Here is a 26,999-nt window from a genome sequence, read left to right on the forward strand (position 1 = left end):
CCGGCCGCCGAATACGACCCGCGCCGACGGGCCGTTTCGGTGTGATCAGACCGTGACCGGCGTTACCTTGACGACAAGTGCTGTTAACGCTCACAGTCGTGCCAGGCCGATTGAGAGGAGTAGCCGGTGGGACCAAGCGCCGGGTGCCGCCCGTCCGTCATGGTGGACATGGCGAAGGCGGCCGGCGTTTCGCACCGGGCGGCGTCGCGGGCCGGGTTCACGGGCCCGCGAGCTCTCCTTTCACGACCATCATGCAGAAACTCGGGGCCGTGGGCAGGCACGGCATCGACGTGCTTCTCCGGCCCGCCGGGGCGGAGGATCCGTGCGCGGGTGAGCGCGACGTGATCTGTTCCGTCACCCGTGGCCAGGAGGGATGCGGCGATCGTATGCCGGCCGTCCATGGGAGTTACACGCATGGTTGACGCGGTTTCGCCGTGTTAGCGTTAACATCCAGAAAGGAAACCCCCCGTGTATAAGAAGATCTCGGCACTGGTGCTGGCCGGTGTCACGACGCTGGTCATGGCAGGGTGCGGCAGCGGTTCGGGCGGCACGGACAGTGCCGGCACGAGCGGCTCGGGCGACAAAAAGATCGTCATGGGCTTCGCCCAGGTCGGCGCGGAGAGCGGCTGGCGCACGGCCAACACCAAGTCGATCCAGGAGTCCGCCAAGGAGGCGGGCATCGAGCTGAAGTTCTCCGACGCCCAGCAGAAGCAGGAGAACCAGATCAAGGCGATCCGCTCCTACATCCAGCAGAAGGTGTCGGTCATCGCCTTCTCGCCGGTGGTGGAGTCCGGCTGGGACACCATCCTCAAGGAGGCCAAGAACGCCAAGATCCCGGTCATCCTGACCGACCGGGCCGTGGACTCCCCCGACAAGAGCCTGTACAAGACCTTCCTCGGCTCCGACTTCGTCGAGGAGGGCAAGAAGGCCGGGCAGTGGCTGGTCGACCAGTACAAGGACAGCAAGGACCCGGTCAACATCGTGCAGCTCGAGGGCACGACGGGCTCCGCCCCGGCCAACGACCGCAAGGCCGGCTTCGAGCAGGTCGTCACCGATCCCAAGTTCAAGGTGATCGCCTCGCAGACCGGTGACTTCACCCGGGCCAAGGGCAAGGAGGTCATGGAGGCCTTCCTCAAGGCCAACCCCAAGATCGACGTGCTGTACGCGCACAACGACGACATGGCCCTCGGCGCGATCGAGGCCATCGAGGGCGCGGGCAAGGTGCCGGGCAAGGACATCAAGATCATCTCGGTGGACGCGGTCCACGACGGCATGCAGGCGCTGGCCGACGGAAAGATCAACTACATCGTCGAGTGCAGCCCGCTGCTCGGCCCGCAACTCATGGACCTGACCAAGAAGGTCCTGGCCGGCGAGGAGGTCCCCGCCCGGGTCGTCACCGAGGAGACGGCCTTCACCCAGGAGCAGGCGAAGCAGGCGCTCCCCGAGCGCAAGTACTGATACCGCGCCGGGCCGCCCCGTCCAACCGGGGCGGCCCGCCGGCTGAGGAGGAGAGGGGCGCCTGATGGACGCACCCGCGCCGATCCTGCGCATGAGGGGGATCGGGAAAGAATTCCCTGGCGTGAAGGCGCTGGACGGGGTGGACTTCCGGCTGTTGCCCGGAGAGGTCCACGCCCTCATGGGAGAGAACGGCGCCGGCAAGTCCACCCTGATCAAGGTGCTCACCGGCGTGTACGACATCGACGCCGGCGAGATCGAGCTGGAGGGTCGCCAGGTGGCCTTCTCCAGCCCGCTCGCCGCGCAGCAGGCCGGCATCAGCACCGTGTACCAGGAGGTCAACCTCTGCCCGAACCTCTCGGTCGCCGAGAACATCTTCATCGGCCGTGAGCCGCGCCGCCTCGGCCGCATCCGGTGGAAGGAGATGCGGCGCCGGGCCGCCGAGCTGCTGGGCCGCCTGGACCTCGACATCGACGTCGCGGCCCCCCTGTCGGCGTACTCGCTGGCCGTGCAGCAGATGGTGGCCATCGCGCGGGCGGTGGACATCGACGCGCGGGTCCTCATCCTCGACGAGCCCACCTCCAGCCTCGACGCGAGCGAGGTCGCCCAGCTGTTCCGGGTGATGCGGCGGCTGAAGGAGCAGGGCATCGCGATCCTGTTCGTCTCGCACTTCCTGGACCAGATCTACGAGATCGCCGACCGGATGACGATCCTGCGCAACGGCCGGCTCGTGGGGGAGCACCTCACGAGCGAGCTGAGCCAGGTGGACCTGGTCGGCAAGATGATCGGCCGCGAGCTCGCCGACCTGGAGCGGCTGGAGGGCAGGCCGCCGGCCCGCGAGGGCGCGCGGCTGGTGGAGGCGGACGGCCTGGGCCGCACCGGGGCCATCGAGCCGTTCACGCTGACCATCCACCAGGGCGAGGTGGTGGGCCTGGCCGGACTGCTCGGCTCCGGGCGCACCGAGATCGCCCGGCTGCTGTTCGGCGCCGACCACGCGGGCACCGGAACGCTGCGCATCGACGGCGAGCCGGTCAACCTGCGCAGCCCCCGGGCGGCGATCCACCGCAAGTTCGCGTTCTGCTCGGAGAACCGGCGCGAGGAGGGCCTGGTGCCCGACCTCACCGTGCGGGAGAACATCGTCCTGGCGTTGCAGGCCGCCCGCGGCTGGACCCGGCCGATCCCCCGGCGCAGGCAGGACGAGCTGGTGGGCAAGTACATCACCGCGCTCAACATCCGCCCCGCCGCACCTGAGCTGCCGGTCAGGAACCTCAGCGGCGGCAACCAGCAGAAGGTTCTGCTGGCCCGGTGGCTGATCCTGGAGCCTCGCCTGCTCATCCTCGACGAGCCCACCCGCGGCATCGACGTCGGCGCCAAGGCGGAGATCCAGCGCCTGGTGGCCGAGCTGTCCGACGGGGGGATGGCCGTGCTGTTCATCTCCGCCGAGCTGGAGGAGGTCCTGCGGCTCAGCCACAAGGTGGCCGTGCTGCGCGACCGCAGACTCGTCGCCGAGGTCGAGAACGACGAGCGGTTGACCACCGACGCCCTGACGGAGACGATCGCGAGCGGAGGCGCGTCATGACCGAAAACCTGCGACCGTTCCTCAGGCACCGCCTGTTCTGGCCCCTCGCGATCCTGGTGGCGTTGCTGCTGCTCAACCTGGTCTTCACCGACCACTTCTTCAACGTCGAGATCAAGGACGGCCACCTCTACGGCAGCCTGATCGACATCGTCAGGTTCGGCGCGCCCCTGATCCTGGTGGCGCTCGGCATGACGCTGGTCATCGCGACCAGCGGCATCGACCTGTCGGTGGGATCGGTCGTCGCGATCTCCGGAGCCCTCGCCTGCCTGCAGATCAGCGACCTTCGCGACCAGAACTCCGTGGGCGGCGTGATGGGGGCCGTCGGCATCGCCCTGGCCCTGTCACTGGTGCTCGGAGCGTGGAACGGCCTGCTCGTCGCGGGCGTCGGCATCCAGCCCATCATCGCGACGCTGATCCTCATGGTCGCCGGCCGCGGCCTGGCCCAGCTCATCACCGACGGCCAGATCATCACGATCAACAGCTCGCCGTACAAGCTGATCGGCGGCGGCTACTGGCTCACGTTGCCCTTCGGGATCATCATCGTGCTCGCGGTGCTGGCGCTGACCGCGTTCCTCACCCGCAGGCTCGCCCTCGGCATGCTCATCGAGTCGGTCGGCGGCAACGCCAAGGCCAGCCGGCTGGCCGGCATCCGGGCACGCGGCGTGATCCTGACCGTCTACACCTTCTGCGGACTGTGCGCGGGGATCGCCGGGCTGATGATCAGCTCGAACGTCTCCAGCGCCGACGGCAACAACGCCGGCCTGTGGATCGAGCTGGACGCGATCCTGGCCGTCGTGATGGGCGGCACGTCCCTGTCGGGCGGCCGTTTCTCGCTCGGCGGCACCGTGATCGGCGCGCTCATCATCCAGACGCTGACCACGACGATCTACTCGATCGGCGTGCCGCCGGAGACGACGCTGCTGTTCAAGGCGCTCGTGGTCACCATCGTCTGCCTGATCCAGTCCCCGGCCTTCCGCGCGAAGGTCTTCCACCGCCGCCGCCGCCGGCCCGCCGGGGCGCCTCCGGTGGCAGAAGAGAAGGTGAGGGTCACGGCATGACCATCGCGACAGTCCTGGGTTCGTCCCCGGTGCCGCGCAAGTACGTCCCCGTCCTGGTCACGGCGGCGCTGTTCGCCGCCATGTTCGTCGTGGGCGGCATCAGGTACGAAGGGCTCGCGACCGGGCAGGTCATCCTCAACGTCTTCATCGACAACGCGTTCCTGCTCGTCGTCGCGGTCGGCATGACGTTCGTGATCCTGACGGGCGGCATCGACCTGTCGGTCGGTTCGGTGGTGGCGCTTTCCACCATGGTCGCCGCGACGTTGCTGAAGCAGGGCTGGTCACCCTGGGCGGTGATGGTGCTCGTGGTGCTCATCGGCTCGGTTCTGGGCCTCGGCATGGGCGCGATCATCCACTATTTCGAGATCCAGCCGTTCATCGTGACGCTCGCCGGGATGTTCCTCGCCCGCGGCCTGTGCTACACGATCGGCACCGCGTCGATCCCGATCGACGACCCCACCTTCACCGCCTTCGCCCAGACGCAGATCAACTTCGGCGACATGTGGATCTCACCCAGCGTGGTGATCGCGGTCGTGGTGGTGGCCGTCGCGGCCTACGCGCTGCACTACACACGGCTCGGCAGGAACGTCTACGCCACCGGGGGCAACGAGCAGTCGGCGCTGCTCATGGGCCTGCCCGTGGCTCGGACGAAGATCGCGGTCTACACGATCAGCGGTTTCTGCTCGGCCCTGGGCGGCCTGTTGCTGTCGTTCTACATGCTGTCCGGCTACGGCCTGCACGCGGTGGGCATGGAACTCGACGCCATCGCGGCCGTGGTGATCGGCGGCACGCTGCTGACGGGCGGCACCGGCTACCTGCTCGGCACCGTGCTGGGAGTGCTGGTGCTCGGGCTGATCCAGACGATCATCAGCTTCGACGGCACGCTGAGCTCCTGGTGGACGCGCATCGTCATCGGGCTCCTGCTGTTCGTCTTCATCCTGATGCAGCGCCTGATCACGGCCAGGAGGCGGTGACCGCGGAGCCGGCGGGCGCCGCGGTGTGACGCGCGGAACGGCCGTCCCTGATGCCGGCGCATGCGCGCCGGCATGTGGTCTCCCGGGCCCGTCCGGACGGGCGGCGAGCGGCGGTGTCACGCGTTCATCGCACTCTGGTCACATTCGCCGGAGGTCAGCGGAACGGGCCTTCGTTCCCGTCGACGATGGTCGTTCATGAGATGGGAGCGTGGGCCCGGCCCGGTGTGGGCGGCTGTGTGCGGTCTGCTGGTGATCGGCGCCGCGGCGGCCTCGGGGTCGCCGCAGATGAAGCTCGGAGACGTCGACCCGGTCGGCGCGGTCATCGGGCTGTCGGGGTTGGCGTTGACCGTGGTGTCGGTCTGGCTGGCGGTGCGGGCGCAGCGCGTCAGTGAAATGGACCTGGACCATTGGGCCAGGCGGCTGGCCGTCGAGGTGCGAGGCGCGGAGACCGGTGAGCTGAGGAAACTGCTGGGCGACGACGACCAGGCCGACAAACCCATCGACGTGCGGTTCGTGCTGTCGCCCACCCGCGCCCACCAGGCCGGCGGGGTCCAGCCGTCCGGGTGCCTGACCGAGGTGGTGGAGTACTACCGGCGGCTGCGGCCCGGGCGGCTGGTGATCACAGGTGCGGCCGGGGCGGGGAAGACGGTACTGGCCCTGCGCCTGCTCCTGGGACTGCTGGCCGCCCCTGCCCCAGGAGACCGGGTCCCGGTCCGCCTTTCCGCGACGCAGTGGGACACCGCCACTCCGCTACCGGCGTGGGTGGCCGCCCACCTGGTCACGGTCTTCCGGATGCCGCGACGTACCGCCGCCGCCCTGGTGAAGGCGGGACGCGTACTCCCGGTGATCGACGGGCTGGACGAGATGGACATCGGCGCGCCCGGTCACACCTCCCGCGCCGCTGACGCCCTGCGTGCGCTGAACTCCGCCCAGGACGGCCTCGGCAAGATGGAGGTGGTGCTCACCTGCCGCACCGACCAGTATGCCGCCCTGGATGACGCGCACGTGAGGGTCCGGGCCCAGGACGCCGCCCACATCCGGATCGAGCCCGTGGACACCGGCACCGCGCAGACCTTCCTGGAGACCCGGGTGGGTGCCGAGGACCTGGTGCGATGGGGGCCGGTCCTCGACGCGCTGGACTTCCACCCCGACGGCGCCCTGGCCCGCGCGTTGGACACCCCCTGGCGGCTCACACTGGCCGTCACCGTCTACAGGCGGCTCGACCCGGTCACCGGCGCCTACCTGCGGGACCCCGCTGAACTCACGGCGCCGGATCTCGACACCCCCGCCAAGGTCGGCCGCCATCTGCTGGCCGCGTACATTCCCGCCGCCACCACCGCCGCCGACGCGGCCGGCCGCAATCTCCGGCATTACTCCCCGGATCAGATCCACCGGTGGCTGGCTCATCTGGCCCGTTACCTGAACGGCAATGCCGAGAAGGGGCCGTTCGCCGGAAGGGTGCTCAGCGGCACCGACCTGGTCCTGCACCAACTGTGGCCCCTGGCCGGTGATCGCCCACGCGTCCTCGCGCAGTCACTCGCCGGTGTCTCCACCTTCGTGTTCCTCGCGGTGGTGCTGTTCGCCTTCCACGTGCCACATCGGCTGACGCTGGCCTTCATCGGCGCCTGGGGGCTCACCCGAGTGATGGGCGTGCGGTGGCCCGAACCCTGGCGCATCGAACTTCCGCGGATGAGAACGCCTCTCGGACACCGCAAACTCGTGGGCGGGGCCATCTCCGGCCTGGTGGCCGGAGCGGTTCTCGGGCTCGTGGTCGGGTTCACCCGCGGGTGGGCGCCCGGCCTCGCCGGGGGACTCACGTTCGTCATCGTGGGCGGGCTCGGATTCTGGTTCCTGAGCCCCGGCGCCGGAAGGGTGGTGGATCCCCGCGATCCGATACGCAACGACCTCGCATGCTCACTCGTTCTCGGGCTACAGGCCGCATTGCTGTTCGTGCTCATGTGGTACTGGCTCATGGGCGAGTTCACGAACGGGCTGTTCTGGCTCCTCTCGCCTCTGGTCTGGGTCTGGTTCGTCCAGGCCGGTCGCCGGGCGGTGACGCGTTATCTGATGCTGATCCTCTGCACGCGCGGCCGGTTGCCCTGGCGCCTCGGCCGGTTCCTGCACTGGTGTCATGAGGACGCGGGGCTGCTTCGCGTGGCAGGCGAGGCCTACCAGTTCCGGCACCGTGAACTCCAGGACCACCTGGCCCGCTTCCCGGCCCCCTGACCCCTGGCCCCGCACGGCTCACCGCGACCCGCGTTCCGTGCGGCGCGCCGGGGCCCGAACCGCGTCCCGCGCCTGTACGTTCCGGGGGAGGAGTCTCCCTTACCCCCCAGGAGCGGAGGTCGGCATGCGAGCTGACGAGACGGGCGCGACGCGCCGTTCGGTGATCGTGCGGAGCGTGGCGGGCGGGTTCGCCGCCGTGCTGGCGTTGATGGGCGTGCGACCGGCGAGGGCGTCGGCGGGCACGGCCTCACGCGAGGACGCGACCGGCGAGACCGCGGGCGCGGTGCTCGCCAGGACCAAGAACATCCCGGTTCGCGGCGGGAAGATCATCAAGGGGAAGTACGTCGTCACCCAGCCCGCGAAGGGGGTGTTCCGCGTCTTCAGCGCCAAGTGCACCCACCAGGGATGCGCGGTCGCGAGCGTCAGCGGCGGGACGATCAACTGCCCGTGCCACGGAAGCAGGTTCTCGATCTCGACCGGCGCCGTGGCGCGCGGCCCGGCCGACCGTCCCCTCCCGCGCAAGAGGATCACCGTCTCCAAGGGCGTCATCCGCCTGAAGTGACGGCCGCACCCGGTGCCCCGCCCCTGGCCGACGCCGGGCACCGGGTTCTGGGCGCGAAGCCACCTCGCCGACCTGGACGCGGCCCAGGCACGGCTCCGCGACGGCGACTACGGGGTGTGCCAGGGCTGCGGGCGGCCCATCAGCCCCGAACGCCTGAAGGTCCGCCCGGCGGCGAAGTCCTGCGTTCCCTGCGCCGCCGCTCACCGCTGAGGGCGTCGCCCCCGGGCGGCCGGAACACGTCGGCGACACCACCGGGGACGCCCTGCCGGGCGCGGGCCATGCCGGGCTCCACCGTAAGCTTGGGCAAGTTTTTTCCTGGAAGCGCTCCAGTTTGGCGTAGCGTTGATGCAGGTCAGAGGCTTACCTGCCTTCCCCGTCGCCGGCGAACGTCCTGATCGGAGCGTCCACGACATGTCCTCCTCGCCGCAGTCCCGGCCCGCCTCCCCACTGTGTCCGCCGGCCGAGCCGGCCCACCGGCGCCGCTCCTGGTGAGCGTGCTCCTCGGGCGCCATGGCCTGGACCGGGACATGATGTGGCGCCGCCTGACGCACCCGCGGTCGATCCGGGCGAGGTGCACCCTGATGGCCGTGGCGCTGTCGGCGGTCTTCGTCGCCATCGGCGGGGCGAGCGTCGACGCGGCGATCCGCTACAAGGTCGAGGTCGACACCTTCGAGGCCACCAAGCGTGTCGCCAGCCAGTGGAGCGCGGCGGTGCGCAACGGCGCGGTGCCTCGCGTCATCCCGGCGTCCGCCGCGGTCGATCTCATCCAGGTCGTCGACGCCGCCGGGCGCGTCCTGCACGCCAGCAGGGCCGTCTCCGGCAAGCCGCCGCTCAGCACGCTGCGCCCCCCGGCCGACGACCGGTTCCAGAACCTCACCGAGTGCACGGGCGACGAGGGATGCGCGATGCTGATGGCGATCCGCGTCTCCCCGGCGGCCGACTCCCCGGTGGTCTACGCGGGCGTGCCCGAACCGGCCATCCTCGCCACCAGCGAGCTCGACTACGGCCTCGCGGTCGCCGGCCTGCCCATCCTCGGGCTCGTCGGGTGGATCACCTGGGTCATGCTCGGCCGCACGCTGCGCCCGGTGCAGACCATCTGCGAGCGGATGTCGGAGATCACCGGCACCGACCTGAGCCGGCGCGTCCCGCTGCCGCCCGGCCACGACGAGATCACCACGCTCGCCGTGACGGCCAACCAGACGCTCTCCCGGCTGGAGATCGCCGTCAAGCAGCAGCGCCGCTTCGCCTCCGACGTCTCCCACGAGCTGCGCTCCCCGATCACCGGACTGCGGGTGCGGCTGGAGGAGGCGCTCAGCCACCCCGAGGACGTCGACCCCCAGGAGGCCATGCGGGCGGCCCTGGCGACCACCGACCGGCTGGAGGCGATCGTCGGGGACCTGCTGGTGCTGGCCCGCCTGCGCGCCGCCGAGCCCGCGCCGCACGAACCGGTGGACCTCACCGCCATGGTGTACGAGGTCGTCGAGGACCGGGTGTGGAACGTCCCGGTGCGCGTCCGGGACGGCGGCGCGGTGTGGGTGGCGGGCTCGCGGGTCCAGCTGATGCGCGTGGTGGAGAACCTGGTGACCAACGCCCAGCGGCACGCCCGCACCGAGGCGGGCGTGAGCGTGTGCGCGACCGAGGGAGAGGCGCGGCTCGTCGTCACCGACGACGGGGACGGCATCGCGCCGAAGGACCGCGAACGCGTCTTCGGCCGCTTCGCCCGCCTTGAGGAGGGCCGTCGCCGCGACCCCGCGGGCAGCGGCCTGGGGCTGGCCATCTCCCGGGAGATCGCCGAGGCCCACCATGGGACGCTGCGCATCGAGGACTCCCCGCGCGGCGCCCGGTTCGTCCTGCGGCTCCCGGTACTGGAGCGGTGACCCGCCGCCGTCGCGGGAGCCTCGCGCCGAACGGGCGAGCGCCGGGTCCGGGTGCTCGGAGCCCCGTACGATGGTGACCACGACAACGAGGCCGGGTTTCGGCGATGGAGCAAGCGTTGGTGTCTCACTCGATCGAACGGCGGGTCACCGTCGCCGACATAGCCGCCGAGGCGGGGGTGTCACGGGCGACCGTCTCGAAGGTGCTCAACGGCCGTTCGGACGTGGCTCCGTCGACGAGGGCGCAGATCGAGGCCATGCTCACCGCGCGCGGCTACGTCCCCACCACCCGCACCAAGCGGGCGGTGCCCGCGGTCAGGCGCGCCGGCCTGATCGAGATGCTCTTCCACGACGCCGGCACTCCCTGGGCGGCCGAGATGATCCGCGGCGCGGAGGAGGCCGCCCGGGCGGCGCGGGCGGCGATCGTGGTGTCGGTGCCGGACGGCGGCCCCGGCCGAGGGCGGCAGTGGCTGGAGGACATCGCCGGCCGCGCGCCGCGCGGCATCATCCTCGCCCTGTCGGAGCTGCCGGCGGCCGACCACAAGCGCATCGTCAGGCTCGGCGTGCCCGCGATCCTCGTCGACCCGGTCGGTGACGGCGAGTCCGACCTGCCCTCCATCGGCGCGGGCAACTGGGGCGGCGGGCTGGCCGCCACCCGCCACCTGATCGACCTCGGCCATCGCCGCATCGGGCTGATCACCGGGCCGATGCGCTTCCTGTGCAGCCAGGCGCGCCTGGCCGGCTACCGGGCGGCGCTGGAGCGGGCCGGCATCCCGGCCGACGAAGGGCTCATCGAGCACGGCGACTTCCACTACGCCTCCGGACTGCGGCTGACCCTGTCCCTGCTCGACCGGCCCGGCCCGCCGACGGCGGTCTTCGCCGCGAACGACGAGCAGGCGCTCGGCGTCTACGCCGCGATCCAGCAGCGGGGCCTGCGCGTCCCCGACGACCTCAGCGTCGTCGGCTTCGACGACGTGCCGATGTCGCAGTGGGTCACGCCGCCGCTGACCACGGTGCGCCAGCCCATCGCCGAGCTGGGCGCCCTGGCCGTCCGCACGCTGCTCGCCCACCAGGACGGCAGCGGGGTCCCCGAGGGCCGGGTGGAGCTGTCCACCAAGCTGGTCGTGCGAGGGAGCACGGCCCCGCCGGTCCGCCGCCCGGCTCCCTGACCGCCGCGCCTTGCCGCACGCCTGGAGTTTCGTGGTTCTCGGTCAGGTCAGATCACGAACCTGTTCGGCAGGCGGCCGCGGCATCCGGGCTCGGCCTGGAAGATCGCGCCGGCGCCCGGCAGGTCGCGCAGCTCGTCGGGGGAGAGCCCTTCGGTGGAGGTGGAGATCACCAGCAGGTCGAGGCCGGGTCCGGCGAAGCAGCAGGAGGTGACCTGCGGCACCGGCACGGTGACCGTGCGGTCCAGCGCGCCGCCGGGGCCGAAGCGGCACACCCGCGAGCCGCCGTAGAAGGCCACCCACACGCCGCCCTCGGCGTCCACGGTCAGCCCGTCCGGCACGCCGGGCAGGGCCGAGGTGTCGGCGAAGACGCGCCGGCCGGACAGCTCTCCGGTGGTCACGTCGTAGTCGAACACGTCGACACGGCGCGTCGGGCTGTCCACGAAGTAGCACAGGGCGGCATCGGGCGACCAGTCGAGGCCGTTGGCGATGGTGACCCCGGTCAGGACGGTGCGCAGCGACCGGTCGGGGTCCAGGCGGTACAGGCTCGCCGCGCCCGGCGCGGCGTCGTAGGCCATGCTGCCGGCGAAGTACCGCCCGGCCGGGTCGACGTTGCCGTCGTTCATCCGGATCTCGGGCCGGTCGGCGAGGGGCGAGGCGAGCCGTTCGACCAGTTCGCCGTGCGCCGCGAGAGCCATGCCGACGCCGTCGGCGACCAGGACCGTCCCGGGGCGGGAGGTGGGGTGCACGGCGGTCACCGGGGCGGGCAGGTCGGCGAAGGAGACGGCTCCGGTCGCGACGTCGGCCTCGAACAGCCGCCCGCGCGGGATGTCGACGAACCGCACCAGGCCCGCCGCGTCGTCCCAGACCACGCCCTCGCAGTGGACGCCGGACACCGGCAGCCACGGCTCGGCGGTCAGGTCGCCGCCCGTCCGGGGCGTCACGGCGCGGGCGGCGCGACCGCCGCCATGGCGCGGCGGTGCGCCTCCACCAGCCGGGACAGCATCGCGTCGGTGGCCGGGTCCGGGCGGGTCTCGCCGGGGTGGGCGGCGCGCCACCCGGCCAGCCGGCGCGCTCCCTCCGGCCAGGTGACCGTCGGGTGGAACGCGGGAACGAACCGCTTGATCTTGGTGTTGTCGAACACCGCGCTGTGCGACAGGTCGCCGACGATCAGCTCCGACCAGAACCAGTCGGGGGCCACGACCGGCAGGAACTCCGAGGGCAGGTGCAGCGGGCGGACCGGCGTCCCGGCGGTCCTGCCGATGACGTCGTAGATCTCGTTCCAGGTCAGCGCCTCGTCGGAGGTGATGTGGAAGTCCTCGCCGACGGCCTGCCAGTTCCCCGCCAGGCCGGCCAGGCCGACGGCGAAGTCCCGCGCGTGGGTGAGGGTCCAGGGATTGGTCCCGTCGCCGGGCACGACGATCTCCTCGCCGCGGGCGACGCGGTCCCAGGCGGTCCAGCCGCCCGGCAGCGGCGGCTGGGCGTCGTCGTAGGTGTGCGACGGCCGCACGATCGTCACCGGGAAGTCGCGCTCGTCGTAGGCGCGGCGCAGGACGTCCTCCGCGGCGATCTTGTCGCGCGCGTAGGCCAGGTAGGGGTTGCGCCGGGCGGTGGACTCCACGGTCGGCACACGGCGCACCGGCTTGTGGTAGATGGAGGCCGAGCTGATGTGGATGTACTGGCCGGTGCGGTCCTGGAACAGCTCGACCGCCGCGGAGGCGTCCCTGGCGTCGAAGCCGAGGAAGTCGACCACGCAGTCGAAGGTCTCACCGTCGAGGGCGCCGCGCAGGGAGCCGGCGTCGCCGACGTCGGCGATGATGGAGGTGACGCCCTCCGGCAGGGGCCGGCGCCCGGCCGTGCGTCCCCGGTTGAGGACGCTCACGTCCTGGCCCCGGCGCACCGACTCGGCCACGCAGGCCGAGCTGATCGTGCCGGTGCCCCCGATATAGAGGACCTTCATGCCGGACTCCCGCTCTGTGGGATCGCGGCCGGCCCCGCGGCCTCGCCGCGCCCCAGGCCTCGAACCCGTTCGCCGCGACGCCGGTCAGCCGGTCGTCGTCGCGGACACCGATCTCCTCCGGCGGCTCGGCGAGGGAACGCTCTGGATCGGTGTGTACCGAATGGCACCGGTGGCTCCTTCGAGCAGAGCGGTCAGAGAGACGACGGCCGATGTGGGTGGAGAACTTTCGGAAACTGCCCGAAACATCGACGGCACGATGCCTCAACGTAGAACGCCCGGTCGGCGAACGTCAAGGGCGGTGTCCTCGGCGAAACGCCAGGAGGACGGCGGTCCCGGCGGTGTCGGCCCGGCCACGCGTGACGTTACGCCGCGCCGGCAGTTTCGAGGAACTTTCGATCGGAGGCCGGTCGCGTCGTCCGCCGATCGAGGCCCGTACGCCTCTGCGGAAGCACCCGCGTGACGGCGCACAAGCGAAGCGCCGGGCCCGAATCGGGCCCGGCGCGTCGTGAGAGCGGCTCAGGCGGCGTTCCGCGCCGGCCGCGGCCCCGGGAGGGCGCCGCGGCCGGCGTGGAACCGGCGGTTCAGCGTCCGGTCACCGTGAAACGGCCGGTGAGCGGGCCCAGGACGACCGTGTAGGCGCCCGGGGCGCTGCGGCGCACCTCGAAGGACAGGCGCACGGCCGCTCCGGCCCGCACCTGGACGGTCTGGCGCCGTTCCACCTGGTCACCGACCCGCAGGACGGCGTCGTAGCCGCCCGCCTTCTCGCCGACGTTCTTCACCCACGCGCTGACCCGCACCGGGCGTCCGGGCCGCACGGCGTCCGGGCTCACCTCCAGCTCGCCGAGCGCGAAGCGCGGCTCGGGGCCGGGAGTGCGGTCGCGGACGAACACGTCGGAGTGCCGGTTGGTGTCGCCCTCGACCAGGTTCGCCGAGGAGCTCTGGAAGGCGACGTAGCGCCCGTTCCCGCTGATCGACGGCACCTCGCTGGAGCCGTCGCCCTCCACGCCCTTCGGGCCCGTCGAGACCCGCTGGGTCGTGCCGGCCTTCAGGTCGCGCACGAACACGTCGGTGCGCCCGTTGACGTCCGGGCCGGCGAGGTTGGCCGCGTAGCTGTAGAACACCACCGTCTGCCCGTCGGCGCTGGGGGAGGGGGCGAAGGACCAGTCGTCGCCCGGGCTCCCGTCGGAGGCCGCCGACACCAGCGCGTTCGTGCGGGCCTGCCGGTCGTAGCGGTAGATCTGCCACCCCTTCGGCCCGGCGCCGATGTAGACCACCATGCGGCCGTCCGCGCTGATCTTCGGGCTGCTCGGCTCGACGCCCTCGGGAGTGGTGAGCGCCTCGGTCGTGCCGGCCTGCCGGTCGCGGACGAACAGGTTGGTGCTCCCGTCGTCCTGGCCCGGCACCAGGTTCGTGGCGTTGCTCTCGAACGCGACGAACCTGCCGTCCGCGCTGATGGTCTGCTCGCGCGAGTTGCCGTCGCCCTGGGCGCCGCCCGGGCCCACCGAGACGCGCTCGGTCGTGCCCGCCTGCCGGTCGCGGACGAAGACGTCGGTGCGGCCGTTGGTGTCCCCGGCGACCAGGTTCGTCGCGTCGCTGTTGAAGACGGCGAAGCGGCCGTCGGAGCTGAACGCCGGCTGCGAGGACAGCCCGTCGCTCAGCGCGCCGCCCGGCCCGACCGAGATCAGCTCGGTCCTGCCGGACTGCCGGTCGTGCGCGAAGGCGTCGGTCTGCCCGTTGGTGTCGCCGGGCACCAGGTTGGTCGCCCCGCTGCTGAACCCGACGTACCTGGCGTCACCGCTGAGGGTCGGGGTCAGGGAGAAGGCGTCCGCCTGGGTTCCGTCGGAGGCCACCGACACCCGCTCGATCGCCCCGGTGCGCAGGTCGGTGACGAAGACGTCCAGGTCGTCGTTGGTGTCGCCGGGGACGAGGTTTCCGGCCACGCTGGCGAAGGTCACGGCGCTGCCGTCGTCGCTCAGCTGCGGCCACCAGCTCTCGTTGTCGCCCTGGTGACCGTCGACGCTCAGGGAGACGCGCTGGGTGTCGGGCGAGCGGGGCAGGGCGATGTCGGCCCGCGCCTGGCCCTTGCCGCGCACGGTGACCCGCTGCGGGTCCGACCGGGACACGCCCGGGGCCACCGCGGCGATCCGGTAGTCGCCCTCCGGTACCTCGGAGATGGTGTAGGCGCCGTTGAGGCCGGTCGTGGCCGCCAGGGTGTCGGGCACGCCGAGGACGGTGACCGTCGCGCCCGGCACGGTGGAGCCGGTCGGGCCGTACACCACCCGGCCGGTGATCTTGCCCCGGGGAGTCTGCTCGAGCGCCGTGCGCAGGTCGGTCATGCGGTCGGCCTGGACGCGGACGCGTGCCGTGGCCGGCTTGTAGCCGAAGCGGGTCAGCGTGAGGTCGTAGGACCCGGGAGCGAGCCGCATCTCGAAGCGGCCCTGCGCGTCGGTGGTGGCGGTCCGGACGTCGCCGGCCCGGGTGACGGTGACGCCGGCGAGCGGCTCGCGGGTCTTGCCGTCGGTGACCGTGCCGCGCACGCCGCTGGTCAGGGCGGCCTCGGTGACGGCGGCGTAGGCGTCGATCCGTCCGGCGCCATAGCGGGCGTTGGGGCGCTCGCCGTAGCGCTCGTCGTCGAGCGAGGTGCCCGCCAGGATGTCCAGGGCCTGGTCCACGGTGAGTTCGGGACGGGCCTGCAGCATGAGCGCGACCGTGCCGGAGACGTGCGGGGTCGCCATCGAGGTGCCGCTGAGCGTGCCGTACTCGCCGCCGGGGAGGGCCGAGAGCACGTCGACGCCGGGCGCCGAGACGTCGGGGACGATGTAGGAGTCGGGCCAGTCGCCGGGCGCGTCGACCCAGTCGTCCCTCCTGACCGCGCCACCGCAGGAGAAGTCCGGCACGCTGTCGTCGGCGTCGGTCGCGCCGACCGACACCGCCTCGTACACGTTGCCGGGGCTGCTCGACCCGCCGGGCAGGCATTCGTTGCCGATGGCGAAGGACGGGAAGGCTCCGGCCCGGTAGATGTTCCTGGCCGGCTCGATCATCTCGTCGGAGTAGCCCTCGCCTCCCAGTGACATGCTGACGACGTCGGCGGGCTTGCCGGCCGGGCGGCCGTGGGCGTCGTAGGGGGCGATCGCCCACTGCATGCCGGCGATGACCTGGGCGAGCGTGCCGTTGCCGCCGGGAATGACCAGGCCGGCCATCAGGCTGACGCCGGGCGCCACGCCGATTCGCGTGCCCGAGGCGTCACCGCCGGCGATCGTGCCGGCGACGTGGGTGCCGTGGTAGGAGCTGTCGTGCGGCGTGGAGGCCACCGGGGTGCCGTCCGGGGCGAACTCGATCCAGCCGCCGGGGTAGGCGGGGTCGGCGGCGTCGTCGGTGGCGAGTTTGCCGGTGAGATCCGGGTGGGAGATGTCGATGCCGGTGTCCAGGATCGCGACGCGCACGCCCTTGCCGGTCAGCCCGCGCTCGCTCTCCACCCGGTCGGCGCCGATCTTGGCGATGCCCCACGTGGGCTCGCCCGCCTTGGCGGCCCGGCGCGCGGCGGCGGGCTTGGCGGGCCCGGTCTCGGGGGCCTTGAGCTCGAAGTTGGGGATGACGCGCTCGACCAGGGGCAGCGCCGCGACCGCGTCCAGCGTCGCCAGCGTGGCCCGGATGAGGACCATGTTCTTCAGCCAGAAGGTGTTGACGACCTGATCGCCCTGCGACTTGACCAGTCGCACGACCGGGGCCTGCATGGACGCGGCCGTGCCGGTCAGGCCCTCACGCACCTCCGCCGGGCCGGAGGCGTCCGGCGGCAGGTCCGGGCGGGCGCCCAGCACGACGACCGCCTCGATGCGGCCGTCGGAGCGCAGCCGCGCGTTCTTCATCTGTTCGGCCAGCTCAGGGGCGATCTTCCCCCGGTGGGCCGGCGCGCCCGGCGGGTCGGCCGCCATCGCCGGGCGCGCCGGCAGGGCGGCGGCGACCGCTCCCAGCAGCACCAGCACGGCGAGGATGAGGCGGTGCCCGCGATTTCGCAGGGCGGACGACGACATGGGGGGCTCCTTGCAAGAATCTAGGACAAATCTGACGAGCATGAACGCTGGCATCAGTCGTCATCCGCTGACAAGCTGAGCGAACGGCGAGTTCCCGTCAGGTGGCGGGAAGACGACAAGGCGCAGGCGGCGCCGTTTCCCCGAGGTGACGGGGAGGTTTCGCGAGGAGAACGGGCGTGCTCGAGGCGATCGGACTGAGCCGGCAGGACGAGATGGTGTACGACGCGCTCGTCCGCCGGACGCGGGCGACGCTGACCGAGCTGGTCCACGACTGCCACCTGCCGGTCGCGGGCGCCCGCCGCGCCCTGCGCACGCTCGTCGACCTGGGCCTGGCCACCCGCTCGGCCGGGCGCCCCGTCCGCTACGTCGCCGTCTCGCCCGACAGCGGGCTGGAGGCCGTCCTGCGCGAGCGCGAGGCCGGATTGCACGACGTGCGCCTGCACATCCGCACGCTGATGAAGATGTACCGGGCGGGCGCCCGATTCGCCCACCCCGGCGAGCTGATCGAGGTGGTCTCCGGGCGCGACGAGGTCAACCACCGCTGGGTGCAGATGCAGCAGAACACCAGCGCCCAGATGCGCGGCTTCGACCGCCCGCCCTACGCCGCCCCGCAGGGCCACACCGAGTCCAACCACGTCGAGCTCGCCCTGCTCAAGCGCGGGGTGAAGTACCGCGTCATCTACGACAAGAGCGCGCTGGAGCTCCCCGGCTGGCTGGAGGACGTCACGACCGGCATGCGCCACGGCGAGCAGGCCAGGATCGCCGCCGACCTGCCCATGAAGCTGGCGATCTCCGACGACCGGCTGGCCATGCTCCCGCTGATGCGGCCCGGCGACGAGGCGCTCACCGCCTCCTACCTCATCCACCCCTCGCCGCTGCTGGACGCGCTGGTCGCGCTCTTCGAGGCCACCTGGACGCGCAGCGTTCCCGTCCAGCACACCGGGCCGGCGACGCAGGAGCTGTCGGAGGAGGAGGCGCGGCTGCTGACCCTGCTCGCCGCCGGCGCCACCGACCAGGCGGCCGGCCGGGTCCTCGGCTGGAGCGAGCGCACCGTCCAGCGCCACGTGACCAAGCTGATGCGGCGCGTCGGGGCCCGGACCCGCTTCCAGATCGCCATGGAGGCCACCCGCCGCGGCTGGATCTGACCCCGCGCAGGTCACCGAGGCCGCCACCGAGGGCGCCACCGAGGGCGCGGCCGAGGGCGCGGCCGAGGGCGCGGCCGCGCATATCGACCGGCCGTCCGGGGAACGCGGCCGCTATGGACGGGGACCGGCGGCGCCCGGGATGATCGTCGGAAGGCGGCGCGGCGCCCCGGGCGAGGAGCCGGCCGGGCTCGAGTGGGCGAGGCGAGAGGTGCGACCTGCCATGACGAGGCCGAACTGGGCGGACTACCAGTACGAGATCTACCTCAACGGCATGGCCGGGACGCGGCCCCGGCTGCCGACCGACCTCACCCGGCTGGAGGAGCTCGCCGAAGGCACGCTCGGCCCGGGCCCGTACGGCTACGTGGCCGGCAGCGCGGGCGACGGCAGCACCGCCCGCGCCAACCGGGCCGCGCTGGACCGGTGGCGCATCGTGCCGCGCGTGCTGCGCGACGTCCACGAGCGCGACCTGTCGGTGGAGGTGCTGGGACGGCGCATCCCCGCGCCGCTCGCCCTCGCCCCGGTCGGCGTGATGTCGGTCATGCACGCCGACGCCGAGACGGCGGCCGCGCGCGCCGCCGCCGCCCGGGAGGTGCCCTTCATCCTGTCCTCGGCCTCCAGCACCCCGATGGAACAGGTCGCCGAGGCGATGGGCGACGCCGAGCGGTGGTTCCAGCTCTACTGGCCGAAGGACCCCGAGGTGGCCGGCAGCTTCCTCGCCAGGGCCCGGGCGGCCGGGTACACCGTGCTGTTCGTGACGCTGGACACCCCGATGCTGGGATGGCGCCCCCGCGACCTCGACCATGCCTACCTCCCCTTCCTGCACGGCGTGGGCACCGCCAACTACTTCACCGACCCCGCCTTCCGGCAGGGCCTCGCCAAACCGGTGCACGAGGATCCCGAAGGAGCCGTCCGGCATTTCCTCGGCCTGTTCGGCGACCCCGCCAAGACCTGGCCCGACCTCGCGTTCCTGCGCGAGCGCTGGGACGGGCCGATCGTGCTCAAGGGCGTTATGCACCCCGACGACGCCCGCCGCGCCGCCGACGCGGGCGTGGACGGCGTGGTCGTCTCCAACCACGGCGGGCGCCAGGTGGCCGGGTCCGTCGGCGCCGCCGACGCCCTGCCCCGCGTCGTCCAGGCGGCAGGCGACCGGCTCACCGTCCTGTTCGACAGCGGGGTGCGCGGCGGGGCCGACGTCTACAAGGCCCTCGCGCTGGGCGCGAGCACGGTGCTGCTCGGCCGGCCCTACGCCTACGGGCTCGCCCTGGAGGGGCAGGCGGGCGTCGACCACGTCATCCGCTGCGTGCTGGCCGAACTGGACCTGGCCCTGGCGCTGTCCGGGCACACCGGCCCGGGTTCGCTGACCCCCGGCGACCTGGTGAGGGAGTCCCCGTGACCGCCGGGGAGAACGCCGTCTTCTGACGCGGGCGCCGCTCGCGCGGCTCGTCGTCGGTGCGACCTGGCATTGTGGACGGATGGGTTTCGAGGGCTTCCCCGACGAGGGGTTGATGTTCTACGAGGGCTTGGAGGCGGACAACTCCAAGGCGTACTGGATGGAGCGCAAGGGGGTGTACGAGGCGGCGGTGAAGGGGCCGATGCAGGCGCTGATGGAGGAGCTGGCGGGGGAGTTCGGGCCCGGGAGCCTGTTCCGGCCGTACCGCGACGTCCGGTTCGCCAAGGACAAGTCGCCGTACAAGACCCATCAGGGCGCCTACGTGCGGGCCGGCGGGGAAGGCATCGGGTACTACGTGCAGCTCGACGCCGACGGCCTGTACACCGCCGCGGGATGGTTCTCCCCCGCGCCGGACCAGGTGGAGCGGTTCCGCGCGGCCGTGGACGACGACAAGGCGGGCGCGTTGCTGGAGGAGATCCTCCACGGGCTCGGCGCCGCGGGCATGGCGATCGAGGGCGACCGGCTCAAGACCCGCCCGCGCGGGGTCGACCCCGGCCATCCCCGCCTGCACCTGTTGCGGCACCGCTCGCTCCACGTCGGCCGACGCCGGCCGCCGGAGGACTGGCTGCACACCCCTGAGGCGCTCGACCGTGTGCGGACGACCTGGCGGTCGCTCGGTCCGCTGGTCGACTGGCTGGCCACGCACGTCCGGCCGTCGGAACAGCCGCTGCGCCGCAGGTGAGAGCGGGGATGGCGCCGTGCTCGGCTGCGGGGCCGCGGCGGTCATGGCGGGACGTCGCCGCGGCGCTTCGCCGGTGACGGCGGGGTCCGGGGTGATCTCACACTAGAAACCTTCCTTTTAGTGACAAACTACACATCATGGGATGATTGGGATTATTCGCTCAGAGGGGCGGGTTGAGCCGGGCGTAACACGCAGGAAACGTCCAGGTCCGGAGACACCGGACGGACGTGCGTGTCGAGGAGAAGATCATGAACACGATCGCTCGGCGCATTGCCACCGCGATGACCGCCCTCACCATCACGGGCGGTGCCCTGCTCGCCTCCGGCGGCGCGGCCTCGGCGGCGGTACAGACCGGTGTGACCCAGAGCGATACCGTCGCCGATCGCGGCCACGGTGAGCACGGGCACGGCGGCCGTCACCTCTGGGACGGCCACCGGTGGTGGTACCGGTACACCGGCCACGGTGACTGGTACAGCACGGACCACGGCAGGCACTACCGCTTCGACGGGCACCGCTTCTACAAGTGGAGCGACGGCAAGTGGAAGTCGCTGTCGTCCGACTACGCCAAGCACCACGGGTTCGACCGCGGGGACTTCCCCCGTGACCGGCACCACCACGGCCACTCCGGCCACGGTCACGGTCACTCCGGCCACCACCACGGGCACTCCGGTCACGACGGCCGCTGATCACCGTGAGGTGACCGGGCCGCGATCGGAGGCGCCGCCGTTCACGGTGGCCACGCCCCGATAGCGGGCCGGTGAGCGGGAAGAGGCGCACGGTGCGGTGCCGGCGGCCGGGGAGACCCCCACGGCCCCGCGCCCGCCACCGGCGCCCTTCCCCCCACCACGCCGCGTCCCGCCGCGCGGATCATCCACGCTCCCATTCCGCCCCATCCGCTTTTCCGGTCATCGATCCGGCGCGGTGCGGTAGAACTCGGCTGCGGTGAAGGCGGCGGGGACGCCGAGTTCGGCGGCCACCGCGGTGATCGCGGTGGCGCCGACGGCGAGGTCGGCCTGGCCGTCGGTGGTGAAGTACGGCGCGATGAACGCCTCGTAGTGGGCTCGGGCCTCCTCCGCGGTGTGCCGGCCGAGGAATGCCCGGATGTGCCGCACCGTGGTGTCGGGATCTTCGTGAACCACCCGCAGGGCGCGCCGGTGGGCTCGTACGACGGCCTGGACCGCGGGATCGTCCGGCCGGATGAAGCCGGGGTCGACGGCCACGCCTACGGTGGGGATCTGGAAGAGGTCGCCGACCCAGGCCAGCACCCACCAGCCGTGCTCGGCGGCCACCGCCTCCGGTGCCATGGTGCTGCCGACCAGGGCGGCGTCGATCGTGCCGTCGTGCAGCCGGCGCAGGTCCATGCCGTAGTCGCCGGGTGGGCGGACGACGGTGTGGACGTCGCGGTCCGGGTCGAGGCCGGCCCGGCGCAGCACGATCCGGGCGAAGCACCCGGGCGCGGTCCGGGGGCCGTGTACCGCCAGCGTCCGGCCGGCCAGGTCGGCCAGGGAGGTCGGGCCGACGCGCGCGAGGAACCAGAACAGCGGGCGGTGGGTGTTGACACTGAGTGCGACCCAGGGGGTGCCGTCGGACAGCCGGGACAGCAGTGCCCTGCCGAGCCCGATGGTGGCGCCGCGGCGCAGTCGTTCCTCCTCCCAGGAGCAGCCGTCGCGCAGCGCGACGTGGACGCCCTCGTCGGCGTAGTAGCCCTGCTGGTCGGCGATGTAGGCGACCAGCTCCTCGTGCAGGCCCCGCCCGACGTAGGCCAGATCGATCGTGTACATGAACGTCGTCCCTTGATCGTGCCACGCCACGCGCCCCGCGCGGCGGATCATGGTGCCCGAGGTGACGGTGTGCGGAATGCCGTCCTGCCGTGAGCCGGGCCGGGGCCGGGATGGCTCCGTGTGCGCGGGCCGGCGGGGCGTCAGTACATGGACATCCCGCCGTTGACCGCGGCCGTGGTGCCGGTCATGAAGGCGTTCTCCTCGCCGGCGTAGAAAGCGACCGCCTGGGCGACGTCGGCCGGGTGTGCCAGGCGGCCCAGGGGGGTGGCGGCCACCTGCCGCCGCTTCTGCTCCTCGCCCATCACGCTCGCCATGCGGGTGTCCTCCACCGGGCCGGGCTCGACGACGTTGACCGTGATGCCCCGCGGGCCCAGCTCCTGGGCGAGGTACCGGGCGAACTGCGCCAGTGCGGCCTTGGCCGTGCCCAGTGCGATCATGCCCTCGCGGGGGCGGCGGCTGAGGCCGGTGCCGAGATAGACGATGCGTCCCCAGCTCTGTTCGATCATGGCGGGCAGAACGGCCTTGGTCACCACGAACGCCGCACGCATCTCGTCGTCGAGCTTGCCGCCCAGTTCGTCCCACGTCATGTCCTGGAACGGCTTGATCGCATACGGGGTGAGCGCATTGTGCACGAGCACGTCGATGCCGCCCCATGCCTCCTGGACCCGCACGATCATGCTCTCGACCGCCGCCGTCTCGCGCACGTCGGCCCGCACGGCCATGGCCTCGCCGCCCGCGGCCTCGATGCCGGCCACGACCTCGCCGGCCGCCGTGACGCTGCGGAGGTAGTTGACCACGACGCGCATTCCTCGCGCGGCCAGAAGGTGCGCGGTGGCGGCACCGATTCCGCTGCTCGCCCCTGTCACCAATGCCACCCTGCCGGTCGCCCTGGTCACGGGCCACCTCCTGCTCACCTGGGACAACTCGTCGAGTCGCTGGTGGGCCACTGCGTTCGGCCGGCGTCGCTCCGCTCCGTGGCGAGCCTCGCGTGCCTGCCACGGCCTTCGACGAACCTCTCACAGCGCACATACCGGACACCTACTGCTGTGCCCGTCTGACCACGCCGTAACCCGCCGGGGATCGTGTCCCGCTCATCCGCCCGCGGGAGGAGCTGCGGGCAGGCGGGCCGCGATGCCGTCCAGGAGGAAGTCCAGGCCCATGGCGAACTGTTCCTCGGGCCCGGCGCCCGAGGGCCGGGCCAGCCAGGCGGTCAGGTGGGGCAGGCGGCCGTCCGCGGCGGCCAGATCGTGCAGCGTGGCGATGGCGGCGTGCAGGCGCGCGCCGTCGTCCAGCCCGTAGCGCCGCTCGAACCGGGCCTCGGTGTCCTGCTGGAGGCCGCTGCCGAACACGTGCCGGTCGAGCAGCGCGGCGTACGTCATCGCCTCGGCGACGCTCGCGCCCCGCCGGACCAGCACGGCGAGCATGAACTCCAGCCTGCGCATGACGTGCGGCCCGGCCGGGGGGCGGGTGTGCACGAGCAGCGCGCACCACGGGTGGCGCCGGATCACCCGCCAGGTGTCCACCGAGACGGTGCGCAGGTCGGCCCGCCAGTCGTCGCCCGGTTTCTCGGGCAGCGGGACCTGCGCCGCGGCCGCGTCCAGCATCAGATCGACGAGGCCTTCTTTGCTGTGCACGTAGCGGTAGAGCGCCATCGGCGTGCAGGGGCCGAGTCGCGCGGCGACCGCCTTCATCGTCATGGCCTCCAACCCCTGCTCGTCGGCGATGCCGATGGCGGCGGTGGACGCGCTGCTCGACCAGCTCGACGGCGACGAGGAGGTCTGGATCACGCTGTGCTCCAGCTCCCCGTGGGCGACCCGGGAGGCGACCGACTTCCTGCCCCCCTCGCCCGCGCGCGACCTGTCGGCCTACGCCCGGTTCGTCCGCGAGGTCGTGCGCCGCTGCGCCGGCCGGGTGCGCTACTGGCAGTGCGACAACGAGCCGAGCAACACCGGCCTGCTGTGGGCCGGCACCGCGGAGGAGTACCTCACCCAGCTCCAGGCCATGTACACGGCGGTCAAGCAGGCCGACCCCGGGGCCGTCGTCGTGCTCGGCGGCTGTGGGTACGACGTGCTGAGCGCCGAGGAGGACGGTGAGCCGCGGCGGTTCTTCGAGCACGTGACCCGCTCGGGCCGAGACGCCTTCGACGTGTTCGACGTCCACCTGTACGGGGAGGCGGCCCGGGTCCCCGGGCACCTCGCCACCGCGCGCGAGCTGATGCGCGCCCACGGCTATCTCAAGCCGATCGTGGCCGGCGAGTACGCGGCGCCCATCCCGTTCGAGTTCCCCGAGGTCGGGGCCGTCCTGTACCAGGCGCTGGCCGAGGCCTTCGCGCAGGCGCCGCGCACGCAGAGCACGGCCGAACTCGCCGAGCGCGAGCAGGGCGGCACCCCCGAGCGGCGCGCGATGACGGCGCTGTACGAGCGCATGCCCGAGCTGCCGCCCAAGCTGCAGATGTTCATGGAAGGGTGCCCCGGCGAGCTGGAGGCCAAGCGCCACCGCGTCAGCCGCCGCCAGCTCGTCATGGGCACCGTGCCGGCACTGGCCGAAGGCGTGCGCCGGACGGCGTACTGGACCTCGCGCCGGAGGTCACCGCGCCGGTGGACCCCCGCCAGGTGATGCACCTGATGTTCGGCAAGCTCGCCCTGATGGAGTACAAGGGCGCCGACCTGGCCGTGCGCCGTCCGGCGGGGGACGCCTTCGCCCTGATGGCCGAGCGCCTCACCGGAGTGCGCGGTGTGCGGCGGGCCGAGATCGCCGGCCTGCCCGCCGGCGTGCGGGCGTTCGAGGCCGACCGCGGCGGGCGGGGGCCGCTGCTGGTGCTCTGGGACGAGCGCGACATGTTCGACGGCGAGGACGAGCCGCCGGTCACCGTCACCCTGCCCTGGTCCGCCCCGACGGCGACCGCCGTGGACGCGCTGGGCGGCCGCCCCGTCACCGAGGCCGGCGACAAGACCCTGCGCCTGCCGGTGTCCCTCACCCCCGTCTTCCTCACCGCCTGAAGCACCCGGCGCCCCGCGGTGGACCGGACCGCAGGGTCGAGGGGCGATCTGAAGGGGCGGGGGAGCCGCGATGACCGGGGGTGCCGGTCGCGGCGCGGCGGCTCGCGTCAGCCGGGGCGGTGGAGGGTGAAGTCGTCGAAGGACACCATGAGGGACCCGCCGCCGGCCTCGGGCACCTCGGCCGTCAGGCCGACCTGGCTGTGCGGCCCCTCAGGCGGCGCCCGCGCGTCGAGGACGTCGAACAGCCGGTCGCCGTCGATCCACATGCAGACCCGCGTGGCGGCGCCCTCCCGCCGGCATGACGCCTGCACCTGCACATCGTGTCCCACCCGCGGCGGCGCCGCTCGCACGGGGGGCGCCACGTTGAGGCGGGTGCCCGAGACGGTGCGCACGATCCGCGCGGCGCCGTCGAGGCCGAGCAGGAAGGTGTACCCGTTGGGCACGTCCTCGTCCCATCGGCACACCAGGCCGAACCCGCCTCGTCCGCCCGTCGCCTCCCGCACCCGCGCCGTCACGCCGGCCATCACGCCGGGGTCGGCGGTCGTCTGGGCCCGCTCCTTGGGGGGGACCGGCGACAGGGCCAGGCCGCGCGGGTCGGCCGCGTCGGCGAGGATGGTGTAGACCCCGCGGGCGATCTCGTACCCGTGGGTCAGCCGGTCGGCCCCCCGCGCGCCGGGCTGGAAGTCGTAGCCGTCCCAGTTGCCGCGCGTATCGAAGTCGTCCTGGTAGAGCAGCGCGCCCTCCGCGGGCGCCCGGCCGCCGGAGCCGGAGGCCAGCGAGCGCACCAGCACGACCGCTATCGGGACCAGCACCACCAGCCCGGCGGCGGCCACCCGCACGAGCAACCGCCGCGCCCGGCGAGACCGGCGCCCGCCGGAGCCGCCCGGGCCGTCGGAGCCGCCGCCCGGCTCACCCGCGCCGACCCGGCCGGGGGCGTCGGACGGCGCCGCGCCGGGCCGCCATCCCTGGCCGGCGTCCGGCCCGGTGAACGCCCGGGTCGCCGCCGGGGAGCCGGCGGGACGGGGCCGCTGCGAGCCGTCAGCGGGACGGGTCGTCTCCAGGTCATCGAGGAGGCCGGCCTCGCGGGTCGTCCGGGGGCCGTCGAGCGGGCGGGTTCCGGCGGGCGAGGCGGATAAGGCCGGCGACGTGGGCGGGGTCGGCGACGCGGGTGGACCAGGGAGGGCGGAGCCGGCTCCGCTGGGCCGGGTGTCGTCCATGTCGTGGCCGGTGAGGGCGCGCAGCACCTGCTCGGCGGCGGGCCGGGCGGCGGGGTCCTTGGCCAGGCAGGCCAGCAGCGCCGGGCGCAGCTCGTCCGGCACGCCCGACATGTCGGGCTCGTGGGTGGAGACCGCGACCAGCAGCGCGGGCACCGTCGCCGCGGAGAAGGGCAGGTGCCCCGTGGCGGCGTACACCATCGTGCAGGCCCAGCCGAACAGGTCGGACGCGGTGCCGGGCGGGTGCCCGGCGAGCTGCTCCGGGGCGATGTAGGCGGGCGTGCCGATCAGCCCGGAGGCGGTGGTGGCGTGGTCCAGCGCGCGGGCGATGCCGAAGTCGATCACCACCGGTCCCTCGGGACCGAGGATCACGTTGGCCGGCTTGAAGTCGCGGTGCACCACCCCGGCCCGGTGGATCGCGGCCAGCGCGGTGAGCGTGGCGACCGCCAGCCGCTGCAGCCCGCTGCCGGAGCGCGGCCCGTCGCGCGCCACCGCCTCCGCCAGGGACACCCCGGGGATGTACTCGCTGACCACGAAGGGGCGGCCGTTGACCGTGCCGACGTCCAGCACCCGCGCGGTGCAGAACGCCGCGACCCGCCGCGCCGTCTCGACCTCCCGCACGAACCGCCGCCTGCTCTCGGCGTCGCCCGCGGCCCTGGTGTGCAGCACCTTGACCGCCACCTCGGGCCCGGCGGTGCGAACGGGCCCGGCCTCCTCGGCCCGTCCGAGATAGACGGTGCCCTGGCCGCCCTCTCCGAGCACCGCGCTCAGCAGATAGCGGCCGACGCGCTCGGGATCTCCCGGTTCAAGGCCACGCCCGCGCACGGCCCACCTCTTCGGTCG

22 protein-coding genes are annotated in these 26,999 nt (G+C 72.7%); 15 read left to right on the forward strand and 7 right to left on the reverse strand.

The window, feature by feature from the left end:
• The first annotated feature begins 468 nt into the window (after positions 1-468).
• The 9 genes from ACFQSB_RS24635 (at position 469) to ACFQSB_RS24675 (ending at position 10,897) form a co-directional block, all read left to right on the forward strand.
• Complete coding sequence (locus tag ACFQSB_RS24635) at positions 469-1,458, forward strand: ABC transporter substrate-binding protein (protein ID WP_380829351.1); 990 nt, start codon at positions 469-471, stop codon at positions 1,456-1,458.
• Between the two features lie 121 nt (positions 1,459-1,579).
• The gene (locus tag ACFQSB_RS24640) at positions 1,580-3,034 is read left to right on the forward strand and encodes a sugar ABC transporter ATP-binding protein (RefSeq protein WP_380829352.1); all 1,455 of its coding nucleotides are present in this window, start codon (positions 1,580-1,582) and stop codon (positions 3,032-3,034) included.
• Entirely contained in the window at positions 3,031-4,092 is a 1,062-nt protein-coding gene (locus ACFQSB_RS24645) for an ABC transporter permease (protein ID WP_380829353.1), read from the forward strand. The genes ACFQSB_RS24640 and ACFQSB_RS24645 overlap by 4 nt, the downstream gene beginning before the upstream one ends.
• Complete coding sequence (yjfF, locus tag ACFQSB_RS24650) at positions 4,089-5,066, forward strand: galactofuranose ABC transporter, permease protein YjfF (protein WP_354930898.1); 978 nt, start codon at positions 4,089-4,091, stop codon at positions 5,064-5,066. Before ACFQSB_RS24645 ends, yjfF begins: the two co-directional genes overlap by 4 nt.
• Before the next feature lie 195 nt (positions 5,067-5,261).
• Entirely contained in the window at positions 5,262-7,292 is a 2,031-nt protein-coding gene (locus ACFQSB_RS24655; protein WP_380829354.1) for an NACHT domain-containing protein, read from the forward strand.
• 124 nt (positions 7,293-7,416) lie between these two features.
• On the forward strand, positions 7,417-7,854 hold the full coding sequence (locus tag ACFQSB_RS24660; RefSeq protein ID WP_380829355.1) for a Rieske (2Fe-2S) protein: 438 nt from the start codon (positions 7,417-7,419) through the stop codon (positions 7,852-7,854).
• Between the two features lie 12 nt (positions 7,855-7,866).
• On the forward strand, positions 7,867-8,064 hold the full coding sequence (locus ACFQSB_RS24665; protein WP_380829356.1) for a TraR/DksA family transcriptional regulator: 198 nt from the start codon (positions 7,867-7,869) through the stop codon (positions 8,062-8,064).
• 371 nt (positions 8,065-8,435) lie between these two features.
• Entirely contained in the window at positions 8,436-9,731 is a 1,296-nt protein-coding gene (locus tag ACFQSB_RS24670; protein ID WP_380829357.1) for a HAMP domain-containing sensor histidine kinase, read from the forward strand.
• A gap of 119 nt (positions 9,732-9,850) precedes the next feature.
• A complete protein-coding gene (locus ACFQSB_RS24675; RefSeq protein WP_354930913.1) occupies positions 9,851-10,897 on the forward strand; it encodes a LacI family DNA-binding transcriptional regulator in 1,047 nt (348 codons plus the stop codon).
• Between the two features lie 47 nt (positions 10,898-10,944).
• Here ACFQSB_RS24675 and ACFQSB_RS24680 read toward each other — a convergent pair whose 3' ends face one another.
• The 3 genes from ACFQSB_RS24680 to ACFQSB_RS24690 all read right to left on the reverse strand — a co-directional run bounded on the left by ACFQSB_RS24680 (position 10,945) and on the right by ACFQSB_RS24690 (position 16,885).
• A complete protein-coding gene (locus ACFQSB_RS24680; protein WP_380829358.1) occupies positions 10,945-11,838 on the reverse strand; it encodes an SMP-30/gluconolactonase/LRE family protein in 894 nt (297 codons plus the stop codon).
• The gene (locus ACFQSB_RS24685; RefSeq protein WP_354835783.1) at positions 11,835-12,854 is read right to left on the reverse strand and encodes an NAD-dependent epimerase/dehydratase family protein; all 1,020 of its coding nucleotides are present in this window, start codon (positions 12,852-12,854) and stop codon (positions 11,835-11,837) included. The genes ACFQSB_RS24680 and ACFQSB_RS24685 overlap by 4 nt, the downstream gene beginning before the upstream one ends.
• 581 nt (positions 12,855-13,435) lie before the next feature.
• Positions 13,436-16,885, reverse strand: a complete 3,450-nt coding sequence (locus tag ACFQSB_RS24690) for a S8 family serine peptidase (protein WP_380829360.1) — start codon at positions 16,883-16,885, stop codon at positions 13,436-13,438.
• Positions 16,886-17,061: 176 nt separating this feature from the next.
• On the opposite strand from ACFQSB_RS24690, the gene ACFQSB_RS24695 reads away from it, so the two are divergent.
• From ACFQSB_RS24695 to ACFQSB_RS24710, 4 genes are all read left to right on the forward strand, one after another.
• Positions 17,062-18,030: a helix-turn-helix transcriptional regulator gene (locus ACFQSB_RS24695; protein WP_380829361.1), complete on the forward strand. Its 969-nt coding sequence runs from the start codon at positions 17,062-17,064 to the stop codon at positions 18,028-18,030.
• A gap of 220 nt (positions 18,031-18,250) precedes the next feature.
• The gene (locus tag ACFQSB_RS24700) at positions 18,251-19,423 is read left to right on the forward strand and encodes a lactate 2-monooxygenase (protein ID WP_380829362.1); all 1,173 of its coding nucleotides are present in this window, start codon (positions 18,251-18,253) and stop codon (positions 19,421-19,423) included.
• A 79-nt stretch (positions 19,424-19,502) separates the two neighbouring features.
• Positions 19,503-20,162 carry a DUF2461 domain-containing protein gene (locus tag ACFQSB_RS24705; RefSeq protein WP_380829363.1) on the forward strand — a complete coding sequence of 220 codons (660 nt, stop codon included), beginning with the start codon at positions 19,503-19,505 and terminating at the stop codon, positions 20,160-20,162.
• Positions 20,163-20,410: 248 nt separating this feature from the next.
• On the forward strand, positions 20,411-20,848 hold the full coding sequence (locus ACFQSB_RS24710) for a hypothetical protein (protein WP_380829364.1): 438 nt from the start codon (positions 20,411-20,413) through the stop codon (positions 20,846-20,848).
• A gap of 219 nt (positions 20,849-21,067) precedes the next feature.
• On the opposite strand, the gene ACFQSB_RS24715 is transcribed toward ACFQSB_RS24710, so the two are convergent.
• The 3 genes from ACFQSB_RS24715 to ACFQSB_RS24725 all read right to left on the reverse strand — a co-directional run bounded on the left by ACFQSB_RS24715 (position 21,068) and on the right by ACFQSB_RS24725 (position 23,730).
• Positions 21,068-21,943, reverse strand: a complete 876-nt coding sequence (locus ACFQSB_RS24715) for an ABC transporter substrate-binding protein (RefSeq protein WP_380829365.1) — start codon at positions 21,941-21,943, stop codon at positions 21,068-21,070.
• A 140-nt stretch (positions 21,944-22,083) separates the two neighbouring features.
• On the reverse strand, positions 22,084-22,839 hold the full coding sequence (locus ACFQSB_RS24720) for an SDR family NAD(P)-dependent oxidoreductase (RefSeq protein WP_380829366.1): 756 nt from the start codon (positions 22,837-22,839) through the stop codon (positions 22,084-22,086).
• Between the two features lie 195 nt (positions 22,840-23,034).
• Positions 23,035-23,730, reverse strand: coding sequence for a TetR/AcrR family transcriptional regulator C-terminal domain-containing protein (locus tag ACFQSB_RS24725; protein WP_380829367.1), 696 nt, complete (start codon positions 23,728-23,730; stop codon positions 23,035-23,037).
• Between ACFQSB_RS24725 and ACFQSB_RS24730 the strand changes: the two genes are divergently transcribed.
• Positions 23,681-24,559, forward strand: coding sequence for a hypothetical protein (locus ACFQSB_RS24730; RefSeq protein ID WP_380829368.1), 879 nt, complete (start codon positions 23,681-23,683; stop codon positions 24,557-24,559). The genes ACFQSB_RS24725 and ACFQSB_RS24730 overlap by 50 nt on opposite strands.
• Positions 24,541-24,942 carry a hypothetical protein gene (locus ACFQSB_RS24735; protein ID WP_380829369.1) on the forward strand — a complete coding sequence of 134 codons (402 nt, stop codon included), beginning with the start codon at positions 24,541-24,543 and terminating at the stop codon, positions 24,940-24,942. The genes ACFQSB_RS24730 and ACFQSB_RS24735 overlap by 19 nt, the downstream gene beginning before the upstream one ends.
• Positions 24,943-25,049: 107 nt before the next feature.
• On the opposite strand, the gene ACFQSB_RS24740 is transcribed toward ACFQSB_RS24735, so the two are convergent.
• Positions 25,050-26,981: a serine/threonine-protein kinase gene (locus ACFQSB_RS24740; protein WP_380829370.1), complete on the reverse strand. Its 1,932-nt coding sequence runs from the start codon at positions 26,979-26,981 to the stop codon at positions 25,050-25,052.
• Positions 26,982-26,999 lie beyond the last annotated feature (18 nt).

This window comes from Sphaerisporangium rhizosphaerae (genome assembly GCF_042665155.1).
GTDB lineage: Bacteria > Actinomycetota > Actinomycetes > Streptosporangiales > Streptosporangiaceae > Sphaerisporangium > Sphaerisporangium rhizosphaerae.

Coding starts and splice junctions, on each gene's coding strand:
- ACFQSB_RS24645 (WP_380829353.1), top strand. CDS start 3,031: ATGACCGAAAACCTGCGACCGTTCCTCAGGCACCGCCTGTTCTGGCCC.
- yjfF (WP_354930898.1), top strand. CDS start 4,089: ATGACCATCGCGACAGTCCTGGGTTCGTCCCCGGTGCCGCGCAAGTAC.
- ACFQSB_RS24655 (WP_380829354.1), top strand. CDS start 5,262: ATGAGATGGGAGCGTGGGCCCGGCCCGGTGTGGGCGGCTGTGTGCGGT.
- ACFQSB_RS24660 (WP_380829355.1), top strand. CDS start 7,417: ATGCGAGCTGACGAGACGGGCGCGACGCGCCGTTCGGTGATCGTGCGG.
- ACFQSB_RS24670 (WP_380829357.1), top strand. CDS start 8,436: ATGGCCGTGGCGCTGTCGGCGGTCTTCGTCGCCATCGGCGGGGCGAGC.
- ACFQSB_RS24685 (WP_354835783.1), bottom strand. CDS start 12,854: ATGAAGGTCCTCTATATCGGGGGCACCGGCACGATCAGCTCGGCCTGC.
- ACFQSB_RS24690 (WP_380829360.1), bottom strand. CDS start 16,885: ATGTCGTCGTCCGCCCTGCGAAATCGCGGGCACCGCCTCATCCTCGCC.
- ACFQSB_RS24700 (WP_380829362.1), top strand. CDS start 18,251: ATGACGAGGCCGAACTGGGCGGACTACCAGTACGAGATCTACCTCAAC.
- ACFQSB_RS24705 (WP_380829363.1), top strand. CDS start 19,503: ATGGGTTTCGAGGGCTTCCCCGACGAGGGGTTGATGTTCTACGAGGGC.
- ACFQSB_RS24710 (WP_380829364.1), top strand. CDS start 20,411: ATGAACACGATCGCTCGGCGCATTGCCACCGCGATGACCGCCCTCACC.
- ACFQSB_RS24715 (WP_380829365.1), bottom strand. CDS start 21,943: ATGTACACGATCGATCTGGCCTACGTCGGGCGGGGCCTGCACGAGGAG.